The sequence below is a fragment of the Cohnella rhizoplanae genome (genome assembly GCF_948329515.1).
Taxonomy (GTDB): domain Bacteria; phylum Bacillota; class Bacilli; order Paenibacillales; family Paenibacillaceae; genus Cohnella; species Cohnella rhizoplanae.
The window spans coordinates 68,107-92,048 of record NZ_CAOJCN010000002.1; the positions used below are offsets into that span (position 1 = coordinate 68,107).

At 62.7% G+C, this 23,942-nt stretch carries 23 protein-coding genes; all 23 read left to right on the top strand.

Annotated features, from left to right (window positions below):
* Window positions 1-129 precede the first annotated feature (129 nt).
* The 23 genes from PQG80_RS04595 to PQG80_RS04705 all read left to right on the top strand — a co-directional run bounded on the left by PQG80_RS04595 (window position 130) and on the right by PQG80_RS04705 (window position 23,799).
* The gene (locus tag PQG80_RS04595; protein ID WP_271749989.1) at window positions 130-897 is read left to right on the top strand and encodes a YveK family protein; all 768 of its coding nucleotides are present in this window, start codon (window positions 130-132) and stop codon (window positions 895-897) included.
* Entirely contained in the window at window positions 897-1,547 is a 651-nt protein-coding gene (locus PQG80_RS04600) for a CpsD/CapB family tyrosine-protein kinase (RefSeq protein ID WP_271749990.1), read from the top strand. Before PQG80_RS04595 ends, PQG80_RS04600 begins: the two co-directional genes overlap by 1 nt.
* A 204-nt stretch (window positions 1,548-1,751) precedes the next feature.
* A complete protein-coding gene (gene galU, locus PQG80_RS04605; protein WP_271749992.1) occupies window positions 1,752-2,642 on the top strand; it encodes a UTP--glucose-1-phosphate uridylyltransferase GalU in 891 nt (296 codons plus the stop codon).
* A 9-nt stretch (window positions 2,643-2,651) separates the two neighbouring features.
* Window positions 2,652-3,347, top strand: coding sequence for a sugar transferase (locus tag PQG80_RS04610; protein ID WP_271749993.1), 696 nt, complete (start codon window positions 2,652-2,654; stop codon window positions 3,345-3,347).
* Window positions 3,348-3,380: 33 nt separating this feature from the next.
* The gene (locus tag PQG80_RS04615; protein WP_271749994.1) at window positions 3,381-4,748 is read left to right on the top strand and encodes a UDP-glucose dehydrogenase family protein; all 1,368 of its coding nucleotides are present in this window, start codon (window positions 3,381-3,383) and stop codon (window positions 4,746-4,748) included.
* A gap of 39 nt (window positions 4,749-4,787) precedes the next feature.
* The gene (locus PQG80_RS04620) at window positions 4,788-5,870 is read left to right on the top strand and encodes a glycosyltransferase family 4 protein (RefSeq protein WP_271749995.1); all 1,083 of its coding nucleotides are present in this window, start codon (window positions 4,788-4,790) and stop codon (window positions 5,868-5,870) included.
* A 54-nt stretch (window positions 5,871-5,924) separates the two neighbouring features.
* A complete protein-coding gene (locus PQG80_RS04625) occupies window positions 5,925-7,382 on the top strand; it encodes an O-antigen ligase family protein (protein WP_271749997.1) in 1,458 nt (485 codons plus the stop codon).
* Window positions 7,379-8,494: a glycosyltransferase gene (locus PQG80_RS04630; protein WP_271749998.1), complete on the top strand. Its 1,116-nt coding sequence runs from the start codon at window positions 7,379-7,381 to the stop codon at window positions 8,492-8,494. Before PQG80_RS04625 ends, PQG80_RS04630 begins: the two co-directional genes overlap by 4 nt.
* A gap of 29 nt (window positions 8,495-8,523) precedes the next feature.
* Window positions 8,524-9,843 (top strand): lipopolysaccharide biosynthesis protein, encoded by a 1,320-nt coding sequence (locus PQG80_RS04635; protein WP_271750000.1) that lies wholly within the window; start codon window positions 8,524-8,526, stop codon window positions 9,841-9,843.
* 17 nt (window positions 9,844-9,860) lie between these two features.
* Window positions 9,861-10,823, top strand: coding sequence for a glycosyltransferase family 2 protein (locus PQG80_RS04640; RefSeq protein WP_271750002.1), 963 nt, complete (start codon window positions 9,861-9,863; stop codon window positions 10,821-10,823).
* A complete protein-coding gene (locus PQG80_RS04645; protein ID WP_271750004.1) occupies window positions 10,820-12,007 on the top strand; it encodes a glycosyltransferase family 4 protein in 1,188 nt (395 codons plus the stop codon). The genes PQG80_RS04640 and PQG80_RS04645 overlap by 4 nt, the downstream gene beginning before the upstream one ends.
* Window positions 12,004-13,182: a glycosyltransferase family 4 protein gene (locus tag PQG80_RS04650; protein WP_271750006.1), complete on the top strand. Its 1,179-nt coding sequence runs from the start codon at window positions 12,004-12,006 to the stop codon at window positions 13,180-13,182. Before PQG80_RS04645 ends, PQG80_RS04650 begins: the two co-directional genes overlap by 4 nt.
* Window positions 13,176-13,856: a CatB-related O-acetyltransferase gene (locus PQG80_RS04655; RefSeq protein ID WP_271750008.1), complete on the top strand. Its 681-nt coding sequence runs from the start codon at window positions 13,176-13,178 to the stop codon at window positions 13,854-13,856. Before PQG80_RS04650 ends, PQG80_RS04655 begins: the two co-directional genes overlap by 7 nt.
* Entirely contained in the window at window positions 13,853-14,569 is a 717-nt protein-coding gene (locus PQG80_RS04660) for a CatB-related O-acetyltransferase (RefSeq protein ID WP_271750010.1), read from the top strand. The genes PQG80_RS04655 and PQG80_RS04660 overlap by 4 nt, the downstream gene beginning before the upstream one ends.
* On the top strand, window positions 14,566-15,753 hold the full coding sequence (locus PQG80_RS04665; protein ID WP_271750012.1) for a glycosyltransferase family 4 protein: 1,188 nt from the start codon (window positions 14,566-14,568) through the stop codon (window positions 15,751-15,753). The genes PQG80_RS04660 and PQG80_RS04665 overlap by 4 nt, the downstream gene beginning before the upstream one ends.
* The gene (locus tag PQG80_RS04670) at window positions 15,750-18,176 is read left to right on the top strand and encodes a glycosyltransferase family 4 protein (protein ID WP_271750014.1); all 2,427 of its coding nucleotides are present in this window, start codon (window positions 15,750-15,752) and stop codon (window positions 18,174-18,176) included. The genes PQG80_RS04665 and PQG80_RS04670 overlap by 4 nt, the downstream gene beginning before the upstream one ends.
* Window positions 18,173-19,567, top strand: a complete 1,395-nt coding sequence (locus PQG80_RS04675) for a sugar phosphate nucleotidyltransferase (RefSeq protein WP_271750016.1) — start codon at window positions 18,173-18,175, stop codon at window positions 19,565-19,567. The genes PQG80_RS04670 and PQG80_RS04675 overlap by 4 nt, the downstream gene beginning before the upstream one ends.
* A 203-nt stretch (window positions 19,568-19,770) precedes the next feature.
* Window positions 19,771-20,301, top strand: coding sequence for a VanZ family protein (locus PQG80_RS04680; protein WP_271750018.1), 531 nt, complete (start codon window positions 19,771-19,773; stop codon window positions 20,299-20,301).
* A 51-nt stretch (window positions 20,302-20,352) separates the two neighbouring features.
* Complete coding sequence (locus PQG80_RS04685) at window positions 20,353-20,832, top strand: PilZ domain-containing protein (protein WP_271750019.1); 480 nt, start codon at window positions 20,353-20,355, stop codon at window positions 20,830-20,832.
* A gap of 185 nt (window positions 20,833-21,017) precedes the next feature.
* Window positions 21,018-21,245, top strand: coding sequence for a hypothetical protein (locus PQG80_RS04690; RefSeq protein WP_271750021.1), 228 nt, complete (start codon window positions 21,018-21,020; stop codon window positions 21,243-21,245).
* A 102-nt stretch (window positions 21,246-21,347) separates the two neighbouring features.
* Window positions 21,348-21,950, top strand: coding sequence for a P-loop nucleotide/nucleoside kinase family protein (locus PQG80_RS04695; protein WP_271750023.1), 603 nt, complete (start codon window positions 21,348-21,350; stop codon window positions 21,948-21,950).
* 126 nt (window positions 21,951-22,076) lie between these two features.
* Window positions 22,077-23,000 (top strand): ABC transporter ATP-binding protein, encoded by a 924-nt coding sequence (locus PQG80_RS04700; protein WP_271750025.1) that lies wholly within the window; start codon window positions 22,077-22,079, stop codon window positions 22,998-23,000.
* Window positions 22,984-23,799: an ABC transporter permease gene (locus PQG80_RS04705; protein WP_432432718.1), complete on the top strand. Its 816-nt coding sequence runs from the start codon at window positions 22,984-22,986 to the stop codon at window positions 23,797-23,799. The genes PQG80_RS04700 and PQG80_RS04705 overlap by 17 nt, the downstream gene beginning before the upstream one ends.
* The last annotated feature ends 143 nt before the right edge of the window (window positions 23,800-23,942 follow it).

Sequence of the window (23,942 nt, forward strand, 5' to 3'; positions counted from 1 at the left end):
AACCGATTGACAGGATACAAAATGTATCATAAACTAATCCTGTCAAAAGGATACAAAATGTATCTAAAGTGCGGAGCCATCGCCACTCGAAACGGGCACCACCAAATGAAACCTCAGGAGCGGATAACCATGGATCTGGAGTTCAAAAAGTACATGACGGCATTAAAAAAACGTTTCTGGATCGTTCTTCTGGCCGTATTGGTCTCTTGCGCATCGGCCTTTTTCTATTCGCGCAGCATGGAGTCCGATTATTATTCGGCCAGCACGAAGCTGATCGTGAACAAAACCTCCCAGGTGCTGGGCGGCGAGCAAATGGACCTGAACGCGATCGGCGTGAGCATGCAGCTCATGGGCACTTACGCGCAAATTATTTTATCGCCCGCCATCATGGATAAAGTCGTCGCTCAATATCCGGAGCTGGGATTGTCGTCGAACAGGCTGATGGGCATGGTCGGCGTCAGACCCCTCGGCGAAACGCAGGTGATGGTCATCAGCGCCAGGGATACGAATTATGCCCGCGCGGCACAGACGGTTAACGCCGTGACGGACGTATTTCAAGCGGAGATCCCCAAAATTATGAAAGTAGACAACGTGACGGTCCTGAACAAGGCGAAGGAGAACGAACCGACCTCCCCGACGGGGCAAAACACGAGCAAAAACGTAGTCATCGCCTTCCTCGTCGCGCTCATGCTGTCAGCCGGCGTCCTCATCTTGCTGGAATACCTGGACACCACGATCAAGTCGGAAGAAGAGATCTGGCAGCTGGCCGGCGTCCAGACCTTTGCCGTGGTGCCGCGCATGCGAACAAGAGACTTTCGCCGCAAAACGAAAAAAACCGAAGCCGCCGAGCGGACCGTTCACGCTTCGACCGCCATTCGAACGGAGGGCAAAGCTTAATGACCACCCCAGCCTTGAAATCAGCGACGATTATGGACAGCAATCCCTTCTCCCCGGTCTCGGAAACCTACCATACCCTGAGAGCCAATATTGAATTTCTCGCGAATAAAAGCGCAATCGAGGTGCTGACCGTCACCTCGACCGATTGGGGCGAGGGGCGAACGACCACGGCCGTCAATCTCGCGCTGGCCTACTCCCGGTCCGGCAAAAAGGTGCTGCTGATCGACGCGGATCTGCGCAGGCCCGCCCTGCATGCGGTACTTGGACAGATTCGGAGAAACGGGCTCAGCAATTACCTGGCGAATCAGCAGACGCTGCAAGATATCGTCAAGGAATCCGGCTACTCGAATCTGCACGTGATAACGGCTGGGGATCAACTCCCGGGTCCGACGGAGTTGCTCTCTTCCGGCAGACTAAGCGAGCTGTTCGAAGAGCTCCGGGGACGCTATGACCGCGTCATCGTCGATGCCTCGCCGCTCACTGCGGCAGCGGATGCGCAGATCGTCGCCGCGGCCACCGACGGCGTGGTGATGGTCGTTGCGTACGCCAGCACCAAGCGGGCCGAACTGCAGAAGACGGCAAAAACGCTGTCCCAAAACGGAACGCCGCTGCTTGGCATCGTCCTGAACAAAGCAGCGAGGCAAGCTTAAAGAGAATGTCTCCTATATAACGATGGCGTCGTCCGGCGGCGCTAGGTAATGTCTACCGTACCTTTATCACCGTAGGCACTCGGCCATGCTGTGGGTGAATATTCACCTTAGCGTATATCGTCAAGAGTGTGGCGTGAGGGAGGGTTTGATGCCCTGGATTTTTTAAATTTATTTCCGCATGTTGTCCGGAGGTGACACGATTTCATGAACAAGGTCCGCAAGGCGATCATTCCCGCGGCGGGGCTAGGTACGCGTTTTTTGCCCGCGACCAAAGCCATGCCCAAGGAAATGCTGCCGATCATCGACAAGCCTACGATTCAATACATCGTGGAGGAAGCGGTGGAATCGGGAATCGAAGACATTATCATCGTGACAGGCAAAGGCAAACGGGCCATCGAGGACCATTTCGACCACGCCTTCGAGCTGGAGACCACGCTGGCCGAGAAAGGCAAGCTCAAGCTGCTGGAAGAAGTGCGGCGCTCGTCCAAGGTAGAGATCCACTATATCAGGCAAAAGGAGCCGAAGGGCCTGGGGCATGCGGTGTGGTGCGCGCGCCGGTTCATCGGCGACGAACCGTTCGCCGTCCTGCTGGGCGACGACATCGTTCGTTCGGAGGTTCCTTGCTTGAGGCAGCTGATTCACCAGTACGAGCTGACCGCGTCTCCGATTATCGGCGTCCAGCCGGTATCGGACCTCGAGACGCAGCGGTACGGCATTGTCGACCCCGCAGGCAAAGAGGGCCGGATGTACAAAGTGGCGAATTTCGTGGAAAAACCGGCTCTCGGGACGGCGCCCTCGAACTTGGCCATCATGGGACGGTACGTGCTGACGCCGGAGATCTTCAAATTCCTGGAGCTGCAGGAGGAAGGCGTCGGCGGCGAGATTCAACTGACGGACGCGATCGCCCGGCTAAACGAGGTCAAGCAGGCGTACGCCTACCATTTCTCGGGCATGCGGTACGACGTGGGGGAGAAACTGGGCTTCATTCTCACTACGCTGGACTTCGCGCTGCAAAGCGACGAACTCCGCAAGCCGCTGCTTGAAGCCATGGAGAGAATTATGCAGTCGGAATATATGACTCGCGTCATCGGTTAAGGGGGAGCCATGGCAAAATCTTCGAAAGAGATGGAGATGGCCTACGCCGGCGTGCCTTATTACCCGGCCGGACTCGCCAGAAGCCGACCGCGCCCCCATCGCTTCTACGAGCGGTCCAAGCGGATGCTCGACATCTCGCTCTCCTTGCTCGGATTGCTCGTCCTCAGTCCGTTAATGCTCGTCGTCGCGCTGCTGATCAAGATCGACGACCCCCGCGGCGGCGTCCTGTTCCGCCAGGTGAGGGTAGGCAAATGGGGACAATCGTTCACCATGCTGAAGTTCCGTTCCATGACCGCGGACGCGGAAGGCCGGCTGGAGCAGCTGCTGCAGCACAACGAGATTCAAGGCAAAATGTTTAAAATGAAAAACGATCCGAGAATCACCCGGATCGGCAGAATACTGCGAAAGACGAGCCTTGACGAGCTACCTCAGCTGTGGAACGTGTTGGCCGGAGACATGAGTCTCGTGGGTCCGAGGCCGTCGTTGCCGCGCGAGGTGGAGTTGTACACCCCGGCGGAGCGCGAGCGTCTCCACGTCATCCCGGGATGCACGGGATTGTGGCAGGTCAGCGGCCGGAGCCGACTCAGCTTCGAGCAGATGGTTGAACTGGACTTATTCTACATCCGTCACCGGAACCTGCGCATGGATATCGGATTAATCCTCCGTACGTTCAAGGTCATGATCCTAAAAAGCGATGCGTATTAAACGAAACGGCACTTGCCATTCCGGAGGCGAATGATGAAGGTAACGGTCATAGGCACGGGTTACGTAGGCTTGACGACCGGCATATGCCTGTCCTACATCGGGCACGAGGTCATATGCGCGGACGTCGACGAAGACAAAATTCACGGACTGCGAAACGGCGACATTCCGATTCACGAGACGGGCTTGAAGGAGCTGCTCGAAGCCTCTAATGGCCGGATCGCCTTCGCGACCGACTGCCGGAAGGCGGTCATCGGGGCGGATATCGTTCTTCTGGCCGTCGGAACGCCGGCCAAAGCGGAAGGGGCGCCGGATCTCGGGTATTTGTTCGCCGCGCTGGACACGGTATTGGACGGCCTGGCGGAAAAACCGACGCCTACGCTGATCGTCAACAAGAGCACGGTGCCCGTCGGCACCGGCGACAAGCTGGCGGCGTTGGTCGCGGCGAGAGGCATGTCTCCGCTGGTCGACATCGCCTCCAACCCCGAATTTCTCCGCCAAGGGAGCGCCGCGTCGGATACGCTGTATCCGGAACGGATCGTTGCCGGAGGCTCCCCTGCCGGTCGCGAGACGCTAGAAAAGCTATACGCGCCTCTGCTCCGGCAAGACTTTATTTCCCCTCGCTTCGCTCCCAGGCCTCCGGGCTTGACCTCGGTCCCCTTTTACGCCGTGGATCTGCGCAGCGCCGAGCTCGCCAAATACGCCGCGAATGCCTTTCTGGCCATGAAGATCAGCTTTATTAACGAGATGGCCAACCTCTGCGACCGAGTGGACGCCGACGTCTCGGAGATCGCGGCCATATTGGGCGCCGATTCGCGAATCGGGGCGGCCTTCCTGCGTGCGGGCATCGGATACGGCGGCAGTTGCTTTCCCAAGGACACCAAAGCCTTGCATCATATCGCCGGCACCAGCGGATACGATTTTAAACTGCTCTCCGCCGTGATCGAAGTGAACAGGTTCCAGAAGTACGCGCTCGTCGGCAAGCTCAGGCACGCGCTCGGACCGCTGAGCGGTCGGCGCGTGACGATCCTGGGGCTGACGTTTAAGCCGGAGACGGACGATATGCGCGAAGCGCCCAGCCTGTCCATTATCGACGCGTTGATCGCCGAGGGCGCGATCGTCACTGCCCACGATCCGGTCGGCCTGGACAAGGCGAGACCCTTGCTCCCGGGACTCGTCCGCGCGGCGCCGAAACTGGACGAAGCGCTGGAAGACGCGGACGCCGCGGTGCTCGTGACCGAGTGGCCGGTCTATCTCGGCTACGGAGGACGAAATTACCGGGAGAGGATGAAGCAGCCCGTCTTCGTGGACGGACGCAACGCCCTGCCGATGGCGGACCGAGGTTGGTTGGATTATTACGGCGTCGGGCTGCGGGGAGCGAGATCGGCCTCGCTGGCTACTTGAGGGACGCGCAAAACAGGAATGGCGAAAGGGTGAACGAGGTTGGGCGATACAAGCATGACGATCGCGGTCATAGCCTACGAGCTCCCGTCGGACAGGGAACGGACGGGAGGCGTGAGCCATTTTAACCACCGGTTGTGCAATCGGCTGGTCGAGATGGGACATCGCGTAACCGCTTATTCGGTCAGGACCGCGGACGAGGTGCAGGAAGCATCCTACCGCATCGTCACCGTGGCGCGAGACGCCGCGGGCGGTAGGCTGCGGCGTTATTACGCCGCGCCGTTAGTCGGGCGGAAGCTGAACTTTGACGGCTACGATCTGGTTCTATCGAGCGGGGACGATTGGGCGATGAAGCGGTCGCGGCGGCCATGGGTGCGAATCATGCACGGGAGCGCGTGGCGGGAGATGACGCATAACAAGAGAATGCTCAGGAAAGCGAATCTGCTGGTGCAGTACGCGCTTGAACAAGTATCCGCCGCCCGGTCGGACATCACGCTGTTCAATTCCGGCGATACCCGCAAGCTGTATCCCAAGCGATCCGGCGACCGGGTCGTGCACTTGCCGGTCGATACGCGACGATTCACGCCGGGCGTCAAAAACGGCGCGCCCACGATCCTGTTCGTCGGGGGCCTCGACAGCCGGAAGCGGGGAAGATGGCTGCTCGAGCTATTCGTCACGCGAATTCGTCCGGCAGTCCCCCAAGCCCAGCTGTGGATGGTATGCGAGCCGTCCGAATCCGCGGAGGGCGTCACCTATATCCGCATGGCTTCGCAAGAGCAGCTCGCCGACTTGTACAGGCAAGCGCACGTATTCTGCATGCCATCGACCTACGAAGGCTTCGGCATCCCGTATCTGGAGGCCATGGCCAGCGGCACGCTCGTGGTCACGACGCCCAATCCGGGCGCGGTCGAGGTGTTGGGCGGCGGGCAATACGGGAGAATCGTCGACGACGAGGGCTTGTCCGACGCGCTGATCGAGTCGCTGCGTTCGCCTGGCAGCCATGCCAAGTGGACGGAGCCGGCGCTTCGCTGGGCCAGACGTCACGACTGGTCGGTCATGGTGAATGAGCTTCTGCAGGCAGGCAATCGTACCCGACGGGACCAATACGCGATAAATGAGGGATAGCTGTTGAGAGCGACGGATGTAGCAAGCATTCGGATAAGGCCCAGGAGCCGATGGATGCAAAATACGGCGATGCTGGTTTTCGGACTGATCGTCGCGGCTTGGATAGGCAAATCGGTCATTCTCGAGCCGGAGTGGCTGCTTCAGGCTGCTGTCTTGCTGCTTATTCTGATACCGGGGTTTATTCTGGCCGCGACCAACTCTTCTAAGCTCATACCTTATATTATCGTGGTCTGGCTGATCGGTCCCGAGATTCGCAGAGTCATAGACTGGGCGGTACTGGGCTCTTTTTCGACGATTACGCTGCTTAGCTTGTCTCCCGTACTCGCGACCTCGTTGCTCTTGGTGTCGCTGCTCCGCAGAGACCGCAAGCTTCTGGGCAGAGAGGAGAGCGTCCTTAAAGCCTTTTTGGTTCCGTTCGCTTATGCGGGGGCCGTCGGATTGCTGCTTAACAAGCTTGCCGGTTTCTACGGCTTGCTCAACTATGTAGCGCCGCTGTTCATTTTTGTTTATATGCTGCTTCGCCGCTCCGACGACGAAGAGAGAAGCAGGTGGATCCGATTTTACGTCACGATGGGCGCGCTGCTGTCGATTTACGCTTGGCTGCAGTTCCTCTATCTGCCCGCCTGGGACAAGATGTGGATCGAAGGCGCGAGAATGGTATCGCTCGGAGTGGCGGAACCGATGCAATTTAGAGCCTTTTCAACCTTGAACGCGAACGGCTCCCTCTCGATTTTCCTCGTATCCGCGATCATGCCCGCGATCATCAACCGCCGTTGGAGAGGTCCTTTCGGCTGGGTCGGCATTCTGTTGATGATCTCCGCGTTGTCCATCACGTTAGTGAGGGCTTCATGGATCGTCCTGATCATCGAGATCGTATTCTACATCCTGCTCGCGTCCGGCGCCAGCCGGTTCCGGATGATCAGTATCGTGGGCGTGCTCGTCGTTGCGGGGTTCTTGGTGTTCCCCCATCTGCCTGGCGGCGAGGATCTGTCCAGCCGCATATCGACGATGGGCAATCTGAAAGAGGACGCGTCCGCGAATGCGCGCCTCTTGATCGTATTGAATACGATCCCGGACCTATTATCCCATCCGCTCGGGAGCGGGTTCGGCGGCATCGGCAGAAGCACGCTTCTGAACGGCGGAGCTACCGAATTCTCCAGCTTGTCCTCCGTAGACAACGGTTATCTGGGCATCCTGGCCACCTTCGGCGTGTTGGGCGGCGTGCTGGTCTTCAGGGCGTTCGCCCTGCAGGGCATGCTGATCCGCCGGGGGCCCGGGGGCCCGCTGCGGACCGTCGGGCTGATCGCCCTAATCGGATTGATGGCGAGTTTTTTCTTTGGCGGAGAGCTGGCCAAGTTCCAGGCCGTCATATTCTGGCTGTTCACGGGCTTGGCGCTGGGAAGGACGGATCCGGACGCCCTGCCGGAGAACGATATCACGCCCGGCGGGGGACGCGAGGAGAGGCCGTCTCCGCAAGAACGGGCAGCAGCACCGGAAAGGAGAACGTTATGAGCGCGGCGCGAATCGTTATTGTCAATCATGTCGCCATGTTGGGCGGCGCGGAGCGCGTGTTGATGAATTGGCTGGAACAAGTCGACCGCGCGCGCTTCCTGCCGGAACTCGTGCTGCTGGAAGGCGGTCCGATGGAGGCGCAGGTAAAAGCGCTGGGATTCGACGTGCATGTCGTTCCGTCCGGACGCATCCGGCAGCCGGTCAGGTTCGCCAGGACCGTCGGCGCGATCCGGCGCGTCATCCGCGGCGCGGGGGCACGTCTCGTCGTGAGCTGGTCGCCCAAGCCGCATTTCTATGGCGGCACGGCAGCCTGGATGGAACGCATCCCCGCGCTGTGGTGGCAGCACGGCGTGCCTTCCGGAGGGCTGTTCGACAAGTCGGTCAGCCTGCTTCCCGCACAGGCCGTCGTTTGTCCGTCGACGATCGTGTCCGAAGCGCAGCGCAAGGTACGGGCGTCCCGCCCGACGTTCGTCCAGCCGCCGGGCATTCCGGTCGCCGATTATGAGATGAACGCCGGAACCCGGCGCGCGATTCGCGAATCTCTGGGCATCGGCGATCGGACGACGGTGTTCGCGTTTATCGGCCGGCTGCAGCGATGGAAGCGCACGGACATGGTCATTCGCGCTTTCAGGCAAGCGCTTCGCGGACAGGACGCCAGACTGCTGATCGTCGGCGGCGCGCTTTTCGGCGTGGACGCCGACTTCGAAGAGGAGTTGAAGCGGCTCGTCCAAGACGCAGGACTGGCGGAGCGGGTGCATTTCGTAGGTCACCAGAGCAGGATAGAGCCTTATCTATGGGCCAGCGACGTCGTGATCAGCAGCTCCGCTTCGGAGCCGTTCGGGATGGTCGTCGTCGAAGCGATGGCCGCGGGGCGCATCGTGCTCGCCGTAGACGCGGGCGGTCCGGCCGAGATCGTGCGGAGCGGCCGGGACGGCATCCTTTACGACGGCAGCGAAGAAGACTTGGCGCGCTGGATGGGGCGGATCTCGGCAGATCCGCAGTCTTTCGAAGCGCTAGGAGACGCGGCCTTGGCGCGTGCGCGGGGGACCTATGCCGCCCGGGCGATGAGCGACAGGTTCGAAGGCTTTCTCGAGGGAATGCTGACGTCATGACCGCCGGAGATCAGAAAGGGGAAGGCAGAATGAGGCGCCTGTTCATATCCAGCTTTACGCTTAATATCGCAGTCATGGCGCTTAACATCGTTACCGGCATCATGATGGCAAGATGGCTCGGGCCGTATGCGAGGGGGGAATTCGCCGCGGCTACCCGCTGGACGATGCTGCTGATCGGCCTGTTCGCCGTCGGCCTGCCCGGGGCCATGATCTACCTGGGCAAGCAGTACAGGGAGCGCCAGCGGGAGCTGCTCGGCGCTTATCTGGCGCTGGGCCTCAGCATAGGCATACTCGGATTGATCGTCGGCGAACTGGCGCTGCCCTTGCTGTTGAACGGAGCCTCGGAGAGCGTGCTCGCATACGCGAGAATCGCCATGCTCTGCCTTCCGTTCGCCGTGTTGACGGACGGCCTCATCGGAGCGCTGCAGAGCCGCGATCAGTTCCGGAAGGTGCTCGCGCTTCGCGTGCTCAGCCCGCTCGGCCAGATTGCCGTCATCGGCGCGCTCGAGGCCGCCGGCAGGCTGACCGTCTCGGGTCTGATTTGGTACAATACGGTCCTTTGGGGCGGATTGACTTTCGCTCTTACGATCGCGTGGGTCGTCCGGACCATACGCCCTTCGCTGGCGGGCTTCCGCAGGCAAGCCAAGGATCTGACGTCCAACGGCTTCAAGATATTCGGAGGCTCGCTCGTCGCCATATTCGGCGGGAATCTGGATCAGCTCGTGCTCTCGCTCGCCCTGTCGCCTTACTCGCTGGGCCTGTACGCGGTGGCGTCGAGCGTAGGCGGCTTGCTGCCGTCCATCGTATTCGGCGCGCTCGGCGTATTCCTATGGCCTAAGTTGATGGACCTGAGCACTGAACAACGCCAGCGCAAGGTGGAGAGCATACACGCCAGATTGTTTTACGGCAGCACTGCGGTTACGGCCGCGGGCGCCGCGCTTCTTCCCTTTGCGCTGCCGCTGCTCTACGGCCGCGAGTACGAGCCCGCCGTCTGGATGGGCCTTTTGTTGTTGGCAGGATCGCCGCTTCGGATCGGCAGCGCGGTTCTCATTAACTATCTCAACACGGCGGGCAAGTTCCACGCCGTAACGCTCTCGGAGATCGCCAGCTTGTCCGCCGGATTCATCGTGATGCTGACCCTGCTCCCCGTCTCCGGCGGAATGTCCGCGGCGATCGGCATGCTGGCCGCTTCCGCGGTCAAATGGCTGTACGCGGCCATCGTAGCCGTCCGCAGCGGTTTGTCCGTAGCGTCATTGTTCAAGCCCGACGCCGGGATGCTGCGCTTATCACGTATCCGTGCAAGGGTCAGACCGGCTGCGGAGACCGGTACAGAGGGTCGAGTCCAATGAATAATGAGGTGTATAGCGTGCATCGAGTAACCGTCGTCGTCCCGTCGTACAAGCGCCCCGGCGATTTGTCGCGCTGCCTGGAGGGACTTGACCGCCAGCAATACCCGCACTTCGACATCGTGATCGTGGCCAGGAATACCGACGAGGAAACGAAAGCCCTCGCCGCGCAGTGGCTGGCGTCCCCCGCCGACTACGGCAAGTCGGTTGCGGAGGTGTCCGAGACCGGCGTGCTCGCGGCGATGCGGGCAGGGACGGATGCGGCGGCAGGGGATATCGTCGCCTTCACTGACGATGACGCGGTGCCGCGACCTGACTGGCTGGCGAAGCTGGTCCGCCATTACGAGGATCCTCGCGTGGGCGGAGCCGGAGGAAGGGACGTCCAGCCGGGCGTACCGGTCAAGCCGGGATGCGCCGTCGGCATCGTGACCTGGTACGGCAAGCTGATCGGCAACCATCACGTGGGCGACGGTCCCTCGCGGGAAGCGGACGTACTGAAAGGCGTGAACATGTCGTTCCGCAAGCCGCTGGCCATATTCCCGCGCGGCCTGAGGGGAACCGGGGCGCAGGTTCACTTCGAGGTCCATATGTGCCTGCGGGCAAGGCGTCTGGGCTATACGCTCGTCTACGATCCGGACGCCGTCGTCGATCATTACCCGGCGGCCCGCTTCGACGAGGATCAGCGCGGCAAGGCCGTACCGGAGGCGACGGCCAACGCGGCTTATAACCTGCAGCTCGGCATACTCGGACGGGGCGGGCCGTTCAGGGCGGCCGCCCGGCTCGCATATGCTGCGCTGGCAGGCGACCGGACCGCGCCGGGGCTAATACGGCTGGCGGCGGCATGGCTGCGCGGCGAGCGCGCGGTCGTATCTTCCTTTTTTCCGGGACAGCGGGGTTATTGGCAGGGCTTGAGCCATTGGCTGCGCCGGCCCGAACGCGATGAGCGCCATTCGGCAAACGTAGGGATGGGTGATCCGGTTTGAACATTTTGCAGATCGCGGACCATTTCGGTCCGACAGGCGGGCTGGAGAGGTTTATTTACGAATTCACGAAGCGCCTGAACGATCGGGGCATCGCCACGACCGTCGTCGTGCAGGATCTGGACGACCGCCACGATTGGGGGGCGGATCGCATCGACGTCCGTTGCCTGCATGCCGACGACCGGGAAGGCTGGGACGCGCTTGCGATGCGCATGCGGCCCGACTTGATCGTATGGCACGCAGGACCCGAAACGGCCAAAATCGCGGAATATCTGTCGGCGCATGCGCCGGTGGCCGCCACCGTGCATCGGCCGCTGTGTCCGTCCGGCGCGCGGCTTTTCAGGGACACGGACGAGATATGCGTCCATCCCACCGGCGCGAATTGCCTGATCCGCTGGTACGCGCGCAAGTGCGGCACGGATATCTCCCCGCTCGAGGCGCTGCGGGCGCTGAAGCGGAGCGGCGGATTAATCGGCGCGCTTCGGCGCAGCGACCGCGTATACGCGGTGAGCCGGTCGATGAGCGATTTTTTGGCGCTTGAAGGGATCGACCCGGTCCGGCTGCGGGTGATCGACAACTCGTTCGGAGGCGGCGGCGCCGCGGATTATCCGCCGCTGAGCCCGCTCCAAGGCAAAGAGGAGCTGGAGCTGCTGTACGTCGGCAGAATCAATTACACCAAGGGCGTGCAATATTTGCTTAGAGCGGTCCGGAAGCTATTGGACGGCGGCCAGCGCGTTCGGGCCACGATCGTAGGGGATGGCTGGTATGTCGACAAGATGCGCGAGCTTGCGGCCGGGCTGGGGCTCGCGCGCGAGGTCCGCTTTACCGGGCATGTCCACGGCTCCGCGATCGACGCCTATTACGACCGCTCCGACATCCTCGTGGTGCCGTCGATCTGGCCGGAGCCGGCCGGACTCGTTGTGCCGGAGGCCAGGCGCAGAGGCAAGCCGGTCGTCGTCTTCGACGCGGGCGGGCTCGCCGAATGGCGTTCCTACATGGACGGCGTCTATGCCGCGAGGCACGCCGATGTGCAGGACCTGGCGGCCAAGATTATCGAAGCGGCGAAGGACGGCTCTTATAAAGAAGAACGCAGCCGGGACAAATCCAATACATCGGCGCGAATCGACCTGGTCGAGGATCTGCTGGCGATGAGCATCGATATTCGAAAGGAGGCGGCCGGCCGATGAATTTACCGATATACGCCGGAAGTTCTTCGGGCTTCGGCGAAGGCGGTCTCGGCGGACATCTGGGCTTCATCCAGAGAGCCGCAAGCGCCGCCGGCCGGCCGATTCATATTTTATGCCGGGGCGAAGCGGACGCTCTGCCGCGCGAGCGTTACGATTCCGTTCCTTCGCCCAGGTGGGCGTCCGCGCTGAAGTATACGCCGCTCAGGTGGTCTCCTGCGCTTCAGACCAGTCTGACCGGCCGTCAATTCGACAGTCTGGCGGCAGACCGTCTGCCCGATCGTCCGATCGTCTATCACAGCTTCCCCGGGTTTGCCGAAGCCTCCTTCCGCAAGGTGAAGCGATGGGGGGGCATCACCGTGCTGGAGGCCGCGACGACGCACGCCGATCATGTCTACGGCGTGACCGAGGCCGAGCACAGACGTTACCGGATGGGCGGATCTCCGTTCTCCAGGCAGTGGGTGCGCAAGGTGCGGAGAGAATACGAGCTGGCAGATTATATATCGATCGCCTCGGAGCTTCAACGGAGGAGCTTCATCAGTCGGGGATTCCCGCCCGAGAAGCTGCTCTACGCGCCGCTCGGGATCGATACCGCGAGATTTGCGGGCCCCGGCCCGGAGACCAGGCGGAGGGAAAAGGGAGCGAAGTTCCGCGTCGTGCAGGTCGGACAGATCACGCTCCGCAAAGGCTTTATTTATCTGCTGGAAGCGGTCCGCCGGCTGGACGATCCGGAGATCGAAGTCGTGCTCCTGGGCGGCATCGGCTGGCGGGCGATACGAGATACGATCGACCGCTACAGGCGGCTGGGCATCGAGATTCGTCAAGCGGGAGGCGACCCGCTGCCCGCGCTGCGCGAAGCGCATCTATACGTTCACGCGTCCGTCGAAGACGGCTTCGGACTGGCGCCGCTCGAGGCGATGGCGACCGGCTTGCCGGCGATCGTGACGGATCAGACGGGGATGCAGGATCTCATCGACCACGGCCGAGACGGCTTGATCGTGCCGAGCCGCGATCCGTCCAGCCTTGCGGAGGCGATCTCCAGGCTCAAGGGGGACGAGGCTTTGCGGGCGTCGATGGGCGAGGCTGCGGCGGCGAAGGCCAGGCGCTACGATGCGGAGCTTGCCGCGAGACGTTACGCGGATGCTATGCGGCCTGCATGGGAGGCGGCGCCATGCTGATGCGTTCAATGAAGATTTCACTCGCCCGCAGGATGCATCGCTGGATCCGGTTCATCCAGTATTGGACCGTGCAGCGGGAAGGCGCGGACGCGGATCCGACCGTTACGATCGAGAGCGGGAGCCGGATCCATCCGGACGTAACCATAGGGCGGCATACGTACGTCGGCCATAACGTGCACGCGGACGCCGGCACGATCGGCGCCTTTTGCTCGATCTCGTGGAACGTAACCATCGGCGCGGACGAACATCCGCTGACCGGCGTATCCAGGCACCCGTTCTGGTACGCGCCGGATCATCGGGGACTGCGGGCCAGCGAACGAAGGTGGAGCCAGGTCAAACCGGCTCCGGTCATCGGCAACGACGTCTGGATCGGAGCGGGAGCGACCATATTGCGAGGGGCGGTCATCGAAGACGGGGCGGTCGTGGCCGCCGGCGCGCTCGTCACGGGCCGCGTGCCGGCGTACGCCGTCGTCGGCGGCGTGCCGGCGAGAGTGATCCGTTATTTGTTCGACGAGAAGACGGCCGGACAGCTTCGCGAGACGCGCTGGTGGGAGTGGGATACCGGCAGACTGCAGGCGATGGCCCCATTATTCGGCGATCCGGAGGCTTTTCTGCAACGCTGCGTGCGCTCGCCCGAAGCCGGCGACGCCAGGCCGGGGGGCAAGGCCATATGAGCGGAGGCATGAAGCGCCGCGCAGCGTTGGCCCTGAGCAGATTCCTCCAATACTGGAGCGCCCGGGCCGTGCAGGAGCAGCCGTTGATTCACGAGACCGCGCTTATTTTGCAGTCGGCGAGGGTGTCGCCGGAAGCGTCCGTGGGAAGGTACAGTTACGTCCGCGGAGGCGCCTTGATCGATGCCGGGAGGATCGGCGCTTTTTGCTCCATCGGGCCTCACGTTCTCATCGGGGGAGACGATCATCCGCTGGATGCCGTGTCCACGCATCCGTTCTGGTATGCACGGGACGGACTCACGCTTCCCCGGCAAGATTCGGCGGCGGCCGGGTGGCGGCAGCCCAAGGAAGCGCCGGTCATCGGCAACGACGTCTGGATCGGCGCCGGCGCCCAGGTGCTGCGGGGCGCGGTCGTCGAAGACGGCGCGGTCATCGGCGCGGGGGCGATCGTGACGGGGCGGGTGGCGGCTTACGGAATCGCGGTCGGCATGCCGGCCAAGGTCGTGAGGTACCGCTTCGACGCCGAGACGAGGGAACGGCTGCTTCAATCCCGCTGGTGGGAGAAGGAGGCGGAAGAGATCGCGCGCTTGCGGCCCCTGTTCGCCGATCCGCAGGCTTTTTTGGCTGCGCTGGAGAAGGACGCCCGCAATGAAGACGCTGATGCCGCTGAAGGGACAGGATTAGAGACGGCTGCGAAAAAGGGGGAAGCGGTATGAACATATTGACGACCGGCATGGGATGGATCGACCACGCGCCAGGCGGGTTGAATCGCTATTTTTCGGACTATTCCAAGGCGATGACCGCGGCGGGACACGATCTGAGAGCGCTCGTTACCGCCGGGGGCGGCCGTCTCACGGCTCCGTCCTACGTGGAGGCGGTTCCCGGCAGCGGGGAAGGCGCGGGAACCTGGGCGCGCATGCGGGCTTTCCGGCGCGCGGTCGGCAGCGGGACAGGCGGCGCCTGGGTGCCCGATGTCTACAATCCCCACTTTGCGCTGTATGCTTCCCTAGTCAACAGGGGGGCGCTGTCGCAGGATATACCGATCGTTACGCATTTCCACGGACCGTGGGCGGAGGAGTCGATGGTCGAGGACCGCGGCGCCTCGCCTGCGCGCCTGCTTCGGTACAGGATGAAAAAGTCGGTCGAAAGCTTGGCATACCGACGCTCGGACCGTTTTATCGTCCTAAGCCGGCACTTCGCCCGGGTGCTGGAGCGCGATTACGGCATTCCCGGAGAACGCATCGTCCGTATACCCGGCGCGGTGGACGTCGAACGTTTCCGGCCCGCCCAAGACATCTCGCGCGTCCGCGCTGAACTCGGCATCCCGGAGGGGCGCAAGGTACTCTTTTGCGTGCGCAGGCTGGTGAGGCGGATGGGAATCGACAGGCTCATACGGGCGATGGCCGAGGTATCGCCGAGCCATCCGGAGGCGCTGCTCGTCGTTGCAGGCGACGGAGCGATGCGGGGGGAACTGGAGCAGCTGGCAGGCAGTCTCGGACTCGGCGCCCAAGTGCGGTTCGTCGGACGCGTATCCAACGAAGATCTGGAGAAATGGTACCAAGCGGCGGATTGCAGCGTCGTGCCGACGGTGACGCTGGAGGGATTCGGACTGGTAACGGTAGAGTCCCTGGCCTGCGGAACGCCTGTGTTAGGTACGCCGAACGGCGGCACGAAAGAAATACTCGAGCCCTTCGCGCCTTCTCTGCTGTTCGCCGACGACTCCGCTTCGGCGATGGCAAGCACGATCGAGCGCTGGCTGGGCGGCCGCTTGGCGCTCCCGGCGCGGGAGCAATGCAGAGCGCACGTTCTCGAGCGCTATACGTGGGTCAAAGTAACGGAGCAAGTTACCGAAGTATTCAACGCCGCGACGTCGTCGCGCAGGAGGAGGTCGGCCAGATGAAGGTCGGTTATTACAACCACACTTCCGACGTGAGCGGCGCGGAGATCAGCCTGCTCTCGATGGCCGGCCACCTGCGGGAGGACGAAGCGGTCGTGCTGGGGCCGCCCGGCGAGCTGGCAGATCGCGCCCGCGCCGGAGGCATTCAGTATGTGGAGGTGCCCGGCTATCGGCCACGCATGACGCGCAATCCGCTCAAGCTGATCGGGCATCTGGCGGGCATGGCTGCCGAGGGGAGGCGACTGGCGCGCGCGATCCGCGAGCTCGAGCTGGATATCGTGCACGCCAATTCGATACGGGCAGGCCTGATCGTGTCGCTGTTCGCCCGGCCCAAGAAGCTTCCCGTCGTCTGGCATATCCGGGACCATATGCCGAAAGGCATGCTCGGGCGATTGGTGAGGGCGGTAGCCGCCCGCAGCGCCGCTTCTCTCGTGTGCATCTCCCAGGCGGTGCGGGAAGGAACGGGCGAACTCGCGCGCCGGCCCGCCCGCAAGTTCGCTGCGGGCAAGGACGGCCGCATGTCCCGGGAGCTCGTCGCCGTGATCCATAACGGCGTTCCGTTGGAACGCGAGGACGGAACCGACCGCGCCGCCGAGCACGCCGCGGACCGCGCGCGCATCCGGCGCGAGCTCGGCGCCTCCCCTGGCACCGCCGTCGTGACGATCATCGGCCAGATCGCGCCATGGAAGCGGCAGGAGGACGCGATCGAAGCGGTCAAGCTGCTACTTGCGCGCGGCCTCGACGTCATGCTGTGGGTGGTCGGCGAGCCGAAGTTCCGCGAGGAAAACATGGCGTACGCCGAGCGGCTGAGGGCGATGGCGTCCGGTGCCGGGCTGGCGGGGCGCGTCGTATTCACGGGATTCAGAAGCGATATCAAGGAGATCTGCCGGGCGGCGGATCTCCTTGTTCTTTGTTCGGACAACGAGCCCTTCGGACGCGTGCTGATCGAGGCCATGGCCGAAGGCATACCCGTGGTGGGCACGCGGGCGGGCGGCGTAGTCGAGATCGTGACGGAGGGCGAGACCGGATCGCTCTACGAGATCGGCGACGTTCCGGCGCTGGCCGACCGCGTCGGCGCGCTCGTGACCGATCCGGAGCGCAGGCTGCGGATGGGAAGCGCGGCCTCTCGCCGCGTACGGGAGAACTTCGGCATCTCGTCTACGGTCGCCAAGGTCGAGGCGCTCTACCGCGCGCTGCGGCCTGCGCGGCCGGCAGGCCCGCGCGTGGCGATCGTCCACGATTACCTGAACCAGATGGGCGGCGCGGAGCGCGTCGTCTCGTCGCTCCGGCGCATGTACCCCGACGCGCCGATCTTCACGACGATCGCGGATCCGTCCAAGCTGCCGGCGGATCTCCGCGCCGCGGACGTCCGGACGACGTGGATGCAGCGCATCCCGGGCGTGCAGAAGCGCTTCAAGCTGTTCTTCTGGCTGTATCCGCTGGCGGTGCGCTCGATGGACCTGACCGGTTACGACCTCGTGGTCAGCTCGAGCAGCGCGTATGCCAAAGGGGTCCGCGTGCCCAAGGGCGCCGTCCACGTCTGCTACTGCCATACGCCGATGCGGTTCGCCTGGAATTTCGACGAATACGTGAAGGGCATGGAGCTGCCCGCCCCGGTGCGGAAGCTGTCCAGCCTCATGGTCGGGCCGCTGCGCCGCTGGGACGCGGCGAACTCCGACGGCGTGGACGCGTTCATCGCGAATTCGAGCGTCGTACAGGAGCGGATCCGCGAGCACTACGGCAGGCAGGCCGCGATCGTCCATCCGCCGGTCGACACGGAACGGTTCGCCGGCGAGGCGAAGCCTGCGATCCGAACGCAACGCCAACAATCATCCGGAACCAAAAACGGCGTCAAGGCGCGGGCCGCAGCCGGCGTCGGCGACTACTTCCTCGTCGTATCGCGGCTCGTTTCCTACAAGCGCATCGACCTTGCGGTCGAAGCCTGCTCCCTGCTGGGCGAGCGCCTGATCGTCGTGGGCGACGGCCCGGACCGCGAGCGGCTGACGCGTCTGGCGAGCCCGAACGTCACCTTCGCCGGCAGACTGCCGGACGAAGAGGTCGAGCGCCTCATGCGGGGATGCCGCGCGCTCCTGTTCCCGGGGATCGAGGACTTCGGCATTACGCCGCTCGAGGTCAACGCTTGCGGGCGCCCGGTGATCGCCTACCGCGAGGGCGGCGCGCAGGATACGGTCCGTCAGGGCCTGAACGGCTTGTTTTTCGACAAGCAGACGCGCGAATCGCTCGCCAGGACGCTGCTTGGATTCCATGCGTGGAACTGGGATGCGGCGCGCATCCGCGAATACGCGGCGAGCTTCGGCGAGGAGCGGTTCGAACGGGAATTCAGGGCGGCCGTGTCTGCGGCGCTGTCCGCAAGAGAACAGCCGGCGGCGAGTCCGGCGGGCTCCAGAAAGGAAGCGGTCGTATGAAGCTGATCTTATTGTCGGGAGGCTCGGGCAAGCGGTTGTGGCCGCTGTCCAACGAGACCCGGTCCAAGCAGTTCCTCAAGGTGCTAGGGCGCGAAGACGGCACGATGGAGTCGATGGTACAGCGCGTATGGCGCCAGCTCGCGGCGTCGGGCCTTGACCAGCACGCCTATATCGCGACCGGCAGCCGGCAGGCGGAGATGATCCGCTCGCAGCTCGGCGACGTGCCGATGGTGCTGGAGCCCGTGCGGCGCGATACGTTCCCGGCGATCGCGCTTGCCGCCGTCTACCTGTATGCGATCGAAGGCGTATCGCTGCAGGAGACGGTGGTCGTGCTGCCGGTCGATCCGTACGTCGAGGACCGTTTTTTCGATCGCGTGGCCGAACTGGACGGGGTGCTCCGGTCGTCCGGCGCGCCGCTCGCGCTGATGGGCGTGAAGCCGCTGCATCCGTCGGAGAAATACGGCTATATCGTGCCGGAGACAGCAAGCGCGGATGCGCCTGGGGAGGCTCGGGAAGAAGGAACGGCGTATCGTCTCGTCTCCAGGTTCACCGAGAAGCCGTCCGAAGAAGAGGCGAAGCGCCTGATCGCCGAAGGCGCCCTTTGGAATTGCGGCGTGTTCGCCTTCCGCCTCGGCATGCTGATCGATCTGCTGATCGACAAGCAGCTGCCCATCAACTACGAGGAGCTGGCCCGGAACTACGAGCGCCTGCCCAAGATCAGCTTTGATTATGAGGTCGTCGAACAGGCGGACGCGATCGCGGTGTCGGAATACGACGGCTACTGGAAAGACCTCGGCACGTGGAACACCCTCACCGAGGAGATCAAGACGGGCGTGATCGGCAACGGGACCATGTGCGGGGAGTCGGGCGGCTCGCATATCGTCAACGAGCTCGGTCTGCCGATCGTCCTGCTCGGCCTGCCGAACGTCATCGTCTCCGCCGGCCCGGACGGGATATTGGTCGCGGACAAGCAGAAAAGTCCCAAGGTAAAAGAGCTGATCGGAAGCCGGGACGACGCGCCGATGTTCGAGGAACGCCTGTGGGGATCCTACCGGGTGCTCGACTGCAACGTCTCGGATGACGAGACGCATACCAAGGTCGGCTTGATCCAGATGCATGCCGGCAAGCAGCTGCCGTATCACGCCCATCGGCTTCGCAGCGAGACTTGGACCGTGTCCTCGGGCGAGGGAGAGCTGCTGCTGGACGGCGTCTGGCGGCGATTGCGGCCCGGCGATGCCGTCCACATCCCGGCTTTTGCGAAGCACGGCCTTCTCGCCGTGACGGACTTGACGTTGATCGAGGTGCAGATCGGGGCGGACCTGTCCGTCGAAGACTTCAGGGAGACGGCGTGGGACGGGAAGGATAGGGCGTCGATCGGCGGAGGGGAGTGATACACGATTGGCACGAACAAGCTCGTCAAATGGGGCCTTCATTACAAGGGCGGCACGTATTGCCCGGTATATGGCAAGAAAAAAGCCCATGACATGCTGTACCGCCTGAGCTACTGCGTGAACGGGCTGTCCGTGGTGCCGATCGGCACCCGCCGCAGAGCGTCGGCAATGGCCCGGGAGAACGGCGGCGGAGGCCGGGAAGCATGAGCCGTAACCGTATCGCGACGCTCGCGCAGACGCTGCCGGCCGTCGCATGTCTCGCGCTGATTTTTTATTTCTCGTCCCAGACGTACGGAGAGCAGACGATCATTCCGCTGCTGCGGCGCCATATCTCCGAGTACCAATTGTCCGGGATGTTGCCCGACATCTCGTTCCGATACGGCCGCTCGTTGCTCTCCGCGAAGCAGGCGCCGTATCCATTCGTCGAATTCTTGTTCCGCAAGGGCGCGCATCTATTCTGGTATACCTTGCTCTGCTCTTGTCTGTACCTGGCGCTGAAGGCGCTGCCGCGGCTCGCCGCAAGGCCCGTCGCCAGGCTATGGACGGCGGCGGGACTGCTGGCTGCGGCGGCCGCCGTCGACGAGTGGAACCAGGCGCGCGTCGGCGGGAGGACCGGCCAGCCGGTAGACGTCCTGCTGGACGCGGCCGGAGGACTGCTGCTGACCGCGATTTTCCTGGCTGCGGCCCGGGGCTTGAAGGCGGCCCGACGGCGTTTCGGCTCGGCATCGACTTGACGATTCATGCGGCTACCGCCGCAATCCATCTTCGTTTGGAGGCTTCAGCCCATGTCATTCGAATTTACCGATATCGACAGATCGGCCGCCGCGCCGGCGGCGCAGGGCGTATCCGGCCGGGAGCAGCGCCGCCAGATTCGCCTGCGGCTGATAGGAAGCGCCGCCGCCAGCGTCCATATCGTGCGGATCGGCGCCATCCGGCCGCAGCTGCCGCCGGCCTCCGTCGAACTGGCCGATCTTAGCCCCGGCGGCTGCGCCTTCCGCACAAGCCTGCGGCTTCCTGTCCGCGACGACGCTTATTACCGGTTCGAGTGGCAGCTGGAGGGCATCTCGCTGAAGATGAGAGGACAGCTCCGCTGGTGCCGCGAAGAGGAGAACGGATACCGCTACGGCGTACAATTCGCTTCCGGCGCGGCGGAGACGATCCTGCTCGTTCGCCTGCTCAATGCCCTGATTCTCAAGACCTGCCCGCGCCAGGAGCGTATTCACCGCATCTACCGCACGCAGCTGGACCAATTGCTGAGGCGGTAGTTTTTTTTGCCTATTATAGAAAGCGCTACCATTTCAGTGGAGAAGATCAAATTTTATTGCGGATTGTGTCTTGACAAGATACATGAGGGTAAGTAAGATCAAGTAATAAGATACGATGTGTATCAATACCTGACAGAATGTGTAATGGTCAGACGATCCTGAGTCTAGAACGGAGGCGGCCCGCGATGCACCAAGGTCAATTTTACTGCGTGGCGTGCAACGAGCTGATCGGATTGAAAGAGGCGAGATTGCTGTTCAAGTCGGGTTATTACGCGGTCATTTATCCCTTGGGGTGCTGCAAGAGCTGCTGCGCCAGGCACGGCCTGAGCGAAGCGGGAAATTCGGCGGACTTGCTCCGCTTGCAGAAAAGCGAGGATTGGCATGCGCCGCCCACGGCCATGATCGCCATCTGAGGACGATCGTCCGGCCCGTCGGGCCGCACGGCCTCCCTCCCTTGACCCGTGCCCCTTGCGGCCCGATAATGAATGAAAAAGATCGGACGAGCGGGGGATACGATGGCAAATCTCGTATTTGTGGTAGGCGGGGCGGGCGCGGGCAAAACGACGCTTGCCAAACGGGTCGCGGCTAGACGCCATGCGGCCCTTTTCGACATGGACACGCTCCTCCGCCCGGCGGCCGAGGCGCTTATGGCCCAGGCCGGGCTCGATCCGGCCGACCGGGATTCGGAGGCGTACAAGCGCCTGTGCAGGGATTTGGGCTACAGAATCACGATGGACGCCGCGCTGGAGAACGTGGCGCTCGGCACGGACGCGATCGTCATCGGTCCCTTTTCGCGAGAATTGAACGATCCCGCATGGGTATCGGCGGAGCTGTCCCGCGCAGGACTCGATGCCGCATCCGTCACGGTGAAGGCGATATCCGTCTATCTTGCGGACGAGGCAGGCTACAAGGCGCGGATCGCCGGCAGGGGCGGCGGGCTCGACCGCTGGAAGCTGGAGCATTGGGAGCGCTTCAAGACGACCCTGGGACGCAGGGAAGTAACTTGGAGACTTTTGCCGAATGCCGTCTTATACTTCGACAATTCGACGGCGTCTCCCGATCGCGCGGCCGACGAGATCGAACTTTTTATCTATGGCAGCCTCCAAAACGCGGATTGACCGTTTGCGACGGCCGTCCCCGGCATTCGCTCGGCGTCGCGCCCGGTTTTCAACCTTTTTTGGTCGGTACTGTCGATATTTGCTATAATGGCGATGATTGACAAATATACATATGGAGGAGAATTTATGTCCCAAGCGCCCGTCGTCAGCTTGCAGAACGTATCGAAGCGCATCGGCGGCCGGACGATCATCGATCGTCTCACGCTCGAAGTGAATCCCGGAGAAGTGTTCGGATTCCTCGGCCCCAACGGTTCCGGCAAGACGACGACCATCCGCATGATGGTCGGCCTGATCACGATGTCGGGCGGCGATATCTCGATCGCCGGCCATAGCGTCAAGACATCCTTTCCCCAAGCGATCGCCCGGGTCGGCGCGATCGTCGAGAACCCGGAGATGTACAAATACCTGACGGGCTATCAGAATCTGATTCATTTCGGACGCATGAACCCGGGCATCACGAAGGCGCGCATCGACGAGGTGGTCGCGCTCGTCGGCCTTCAGGACCGCATCCACGACAAAGTCAAAAAGTATTCGCTCGGCATGCGCCAGCGGCTCGGCGTCGCGCAGGCGATCCTGCACCGTCCCGCGCTGCTGATCCTGGACGAGCCGACGAACGGGCTGGACCCGGCGGGCATCCGCGAGCTGCGCGACTATCTGCGCAAGCTGTCCAGGGAGGAAGGCACCGCCGTGTTCGTGTCGAGCCATCTGCTCTCGGAGATGGAGCTCATGTGCGACCGCGTCGCCATCATCCAGAAGGGCGAGCTCATCGACATCCGCTCGCTGCGCGCCGAGTCCGCGGGCGCCTCGATCGGGCTGGAGGAAGTCGTGTTCGAGGTCGACCGCGCGAGCGAAGCCGTGACCGTGCTGGAAGGCAGGGGTTCCGCGCGCTTCGTCGAAGGCGGCTTCAGCGTGACGGCCGACCGCGAGACGATCGCCGACATGAACGCCCGGCTGGTCGCGGCGGGGATCCGGGTCTACGGAATCCGCGTCAAGATCAAGTCGCTCGAGGATCAGTTCCTCGAGGTGACCGGGGGTGAGACCATTGGCTAGTTTTTGGAATCTCGTGCAGAACGAGAATATGAAGATTTACCGCCGGGTCAGCACGTGGATCATGCTGGGCATCACCGTCGTCATTCCGCTGCTGTTCACGCTCGCGTTCGTCCTGCTGGCCGAGGAAGAAAATGCGAACAATTGGGAAGCGATGATGCTGGAGTCGCAGATTCTGTTCCTCCTGATCACGATCTTCGCGGTCGTCAAGTCCTCGGAGACCGTCGCGGGCGAGTTCTCGCGGGGCACGATCAAGCTGCTGCTGATCCGTCCCTGGAGCCGCTCGGCGATTCTGCTGTCCAAGTTCATTTCCATCGTCCTCTTTGCGCTGCTGTTCACCGTCGTCAGCTTTGCCGTGACCTGGCTGGCCAATGTCGTCGCGTTCGGCTATACGTCCCATCCGGCCAACCTGATCTCCGAGCAGTCGCCTCTGGCGGGCAGCTCGCCGTGGGCGTACGCGCTGCGCTATTATCTGGATGAATTCATCGTCCTGATCGTCGTCGTGACCTTCGGATTCATGCTGTCCTCCGCGTTCCGCAGCAGCGGACTCGCGATCGGGCTGTCGCTGTTCCTGCTGTTCTCGGGCAGCATGATCTCGGGTCTGCTGTCGCTGACGGACAAGGAGTGGGTCAAGTTCGTGCTGTTCCCGCACCTGGGTCTCTCCACCTACGTGAACGGGGGGACGCCGGTACAGGACCACCCGACCACCTATGCGTTCTCGCTCGGCGTCCTCGCCGTCTACTTCGTAATTTTTAACGTCATCTCTTGGACAGTGTTCACCAAGCGCGACGTATCGGCCTGATACGCCGGACGGCTCGCAAGACGCGGCTTCCGCTATTTTAGCGGGGGCCGCGTTTTTTGTATGCGCGGGCACGATTTAACCTTCCGTTAACGCGATACGCATGTCTGCGATAATACTTCTCTACTACGATGAAGTGTATCGTT

What these genes read in the sequence shown, in the direction of transcription:
- PQG80_RS04630 (WP_271749998.1), top strand. Translation starts at nt 7,379, where the DNA reads ATGAGCGCGGCGCGAATCGTTATTGTCAATCATGTCGCCATGTTGGGC.
- galU (WP_271749992.1), top strand. Translation starts at nt 1,752, where the DNA reads ATGAACAAGGTCCGCAAGGCGATCATTCCCGCGGCGGGGCTAGGTACG.
- PQG80_RS04655 (WP_271750008.1), top strand. Translation starts at nt 13,176, where the DNA reads ATGCTGATGCGTTCAATGAAGATTTCACTCGCCCGCAGGATGCATCGC.
- PQG80_RS04610 (WP_271749993.1), top strand. Translation starts at nt 2,652, where the DNA reads ATGGCAAAATCTTCGAAAGAGATGGAGATGGCCTACGCCGGCGTGCCT.
- PQG80_RS04600 (WP_271749990.1), top strand. Translation starts at nt 897, where the DNA reads ATGACCACCCCAGCCTTGAAATCAGCGACGATTATGGACAGCAATCCC.
- PQG80_RS04595 (WP_271749989.1), top strand. Translation starts at nt 130, where the DNA reads ATGGATCTGGAGTTCAAAAAGTACATGACGGCATTAAAAAAACGTTTC.
- PQG80_RS04660 (WP_271750010.1), top strand. Translation starts at nt 13,853, where the DNA reads ATGAGCGGAGGCATGAAGCGCCGCGCAGCGTTGGCCCTGAGCAGATTC.
- PQG80_RS04695 (WP_271750023.1), top strand. Translation starts at nt 21,348, where the DNA reads ATGGCAAATCTCGTATTTGTGGTAGGCGGGGCGGGCGCGGGCAAAACG.
- PQG80_RS04635 (WP_271750000.1), top strand. Translation starts at nt 8,524, where the DNA reads ATGAGGCGCCTGTTCATATCCAGCTTTACGCTTAATATCGCAGTCATG.
- PQG80_RS04690 (WP_271750021.1), top strand. Translation starts at nt 21,018, where the DNA reads ATGCACCAAGGTCAATTTTACTGCGTGGCGTGCAACGAGCTGATCGGA.
- PQG80_RS04665 (WP_271750012.1), top strand. Translation starts at nt 14,566, where the DNA reads ATGAACATATTGACGACCGGCATGGGATGGATCGACCACGCGCCAGGC.
- PQG80_RS04650 (WP_271750006.1), top strand. Translation starts at nt 12,004, where the DNA reads ATGAATTTACCGATATACGCCGGAAGTTCTTCGGGCTTCGGCGAAGGC.
- PQG80_RS04700 (WP_271750025.1), top strand. Translation starts at nt 22,077, where the DNA reads ATGTCCCAAGCGCCCGTCGTCAGCTTGCAGAACGTATCGAAGCGCATC.
- PQG80_RS04625 (WP_271749997.1), top strand. Translation starts at nt 5,925, where the DNA reads ATGCAAAATACGGCGATGCTGGTTTTCGGACTGATCGTCGCGGCTTGG.
- PQG80_RS04680 (WP_271750018.1), top strand. Translation starts at nt 19,771, where the DNA reads ATGAGCCGTAACCGTATCGCGACGCTCGCGCAGACGCTGCCGGCCGTC.
- PQG80_RS04685 (WP_271750019.1), top strand. Translation starts at nt 20,353, where the DNA reads ATGTCATTCGAATTTACCGATATCGACAGATCGGCCGCCGCGCCGGCG.
- PQG80_RS04615 (WP_271749994.1), top strand. Translation starts at nt 3,381, where the DNA reads ATGAAGGTAACGGTCATAGGCACGGGTTACGTAGGCTTGACGACCGGC.
- PQG80_RS04675 (WP_271750016.1), top strand. Translation starts at nt 18,173, where the DNA reads ATGAAGCTGATCTTATTGTCGGGAGGCTCGGGCAAGCGGTTGTGGCCG.
- PQG80_RS04670 (WP_271750014.1), top strand. Translation starts at nt 15,750, where the DNA reads ATGAAGGTCGGTTATTACAACCACACTTCCGACGTGAGCGGCGCGGAG.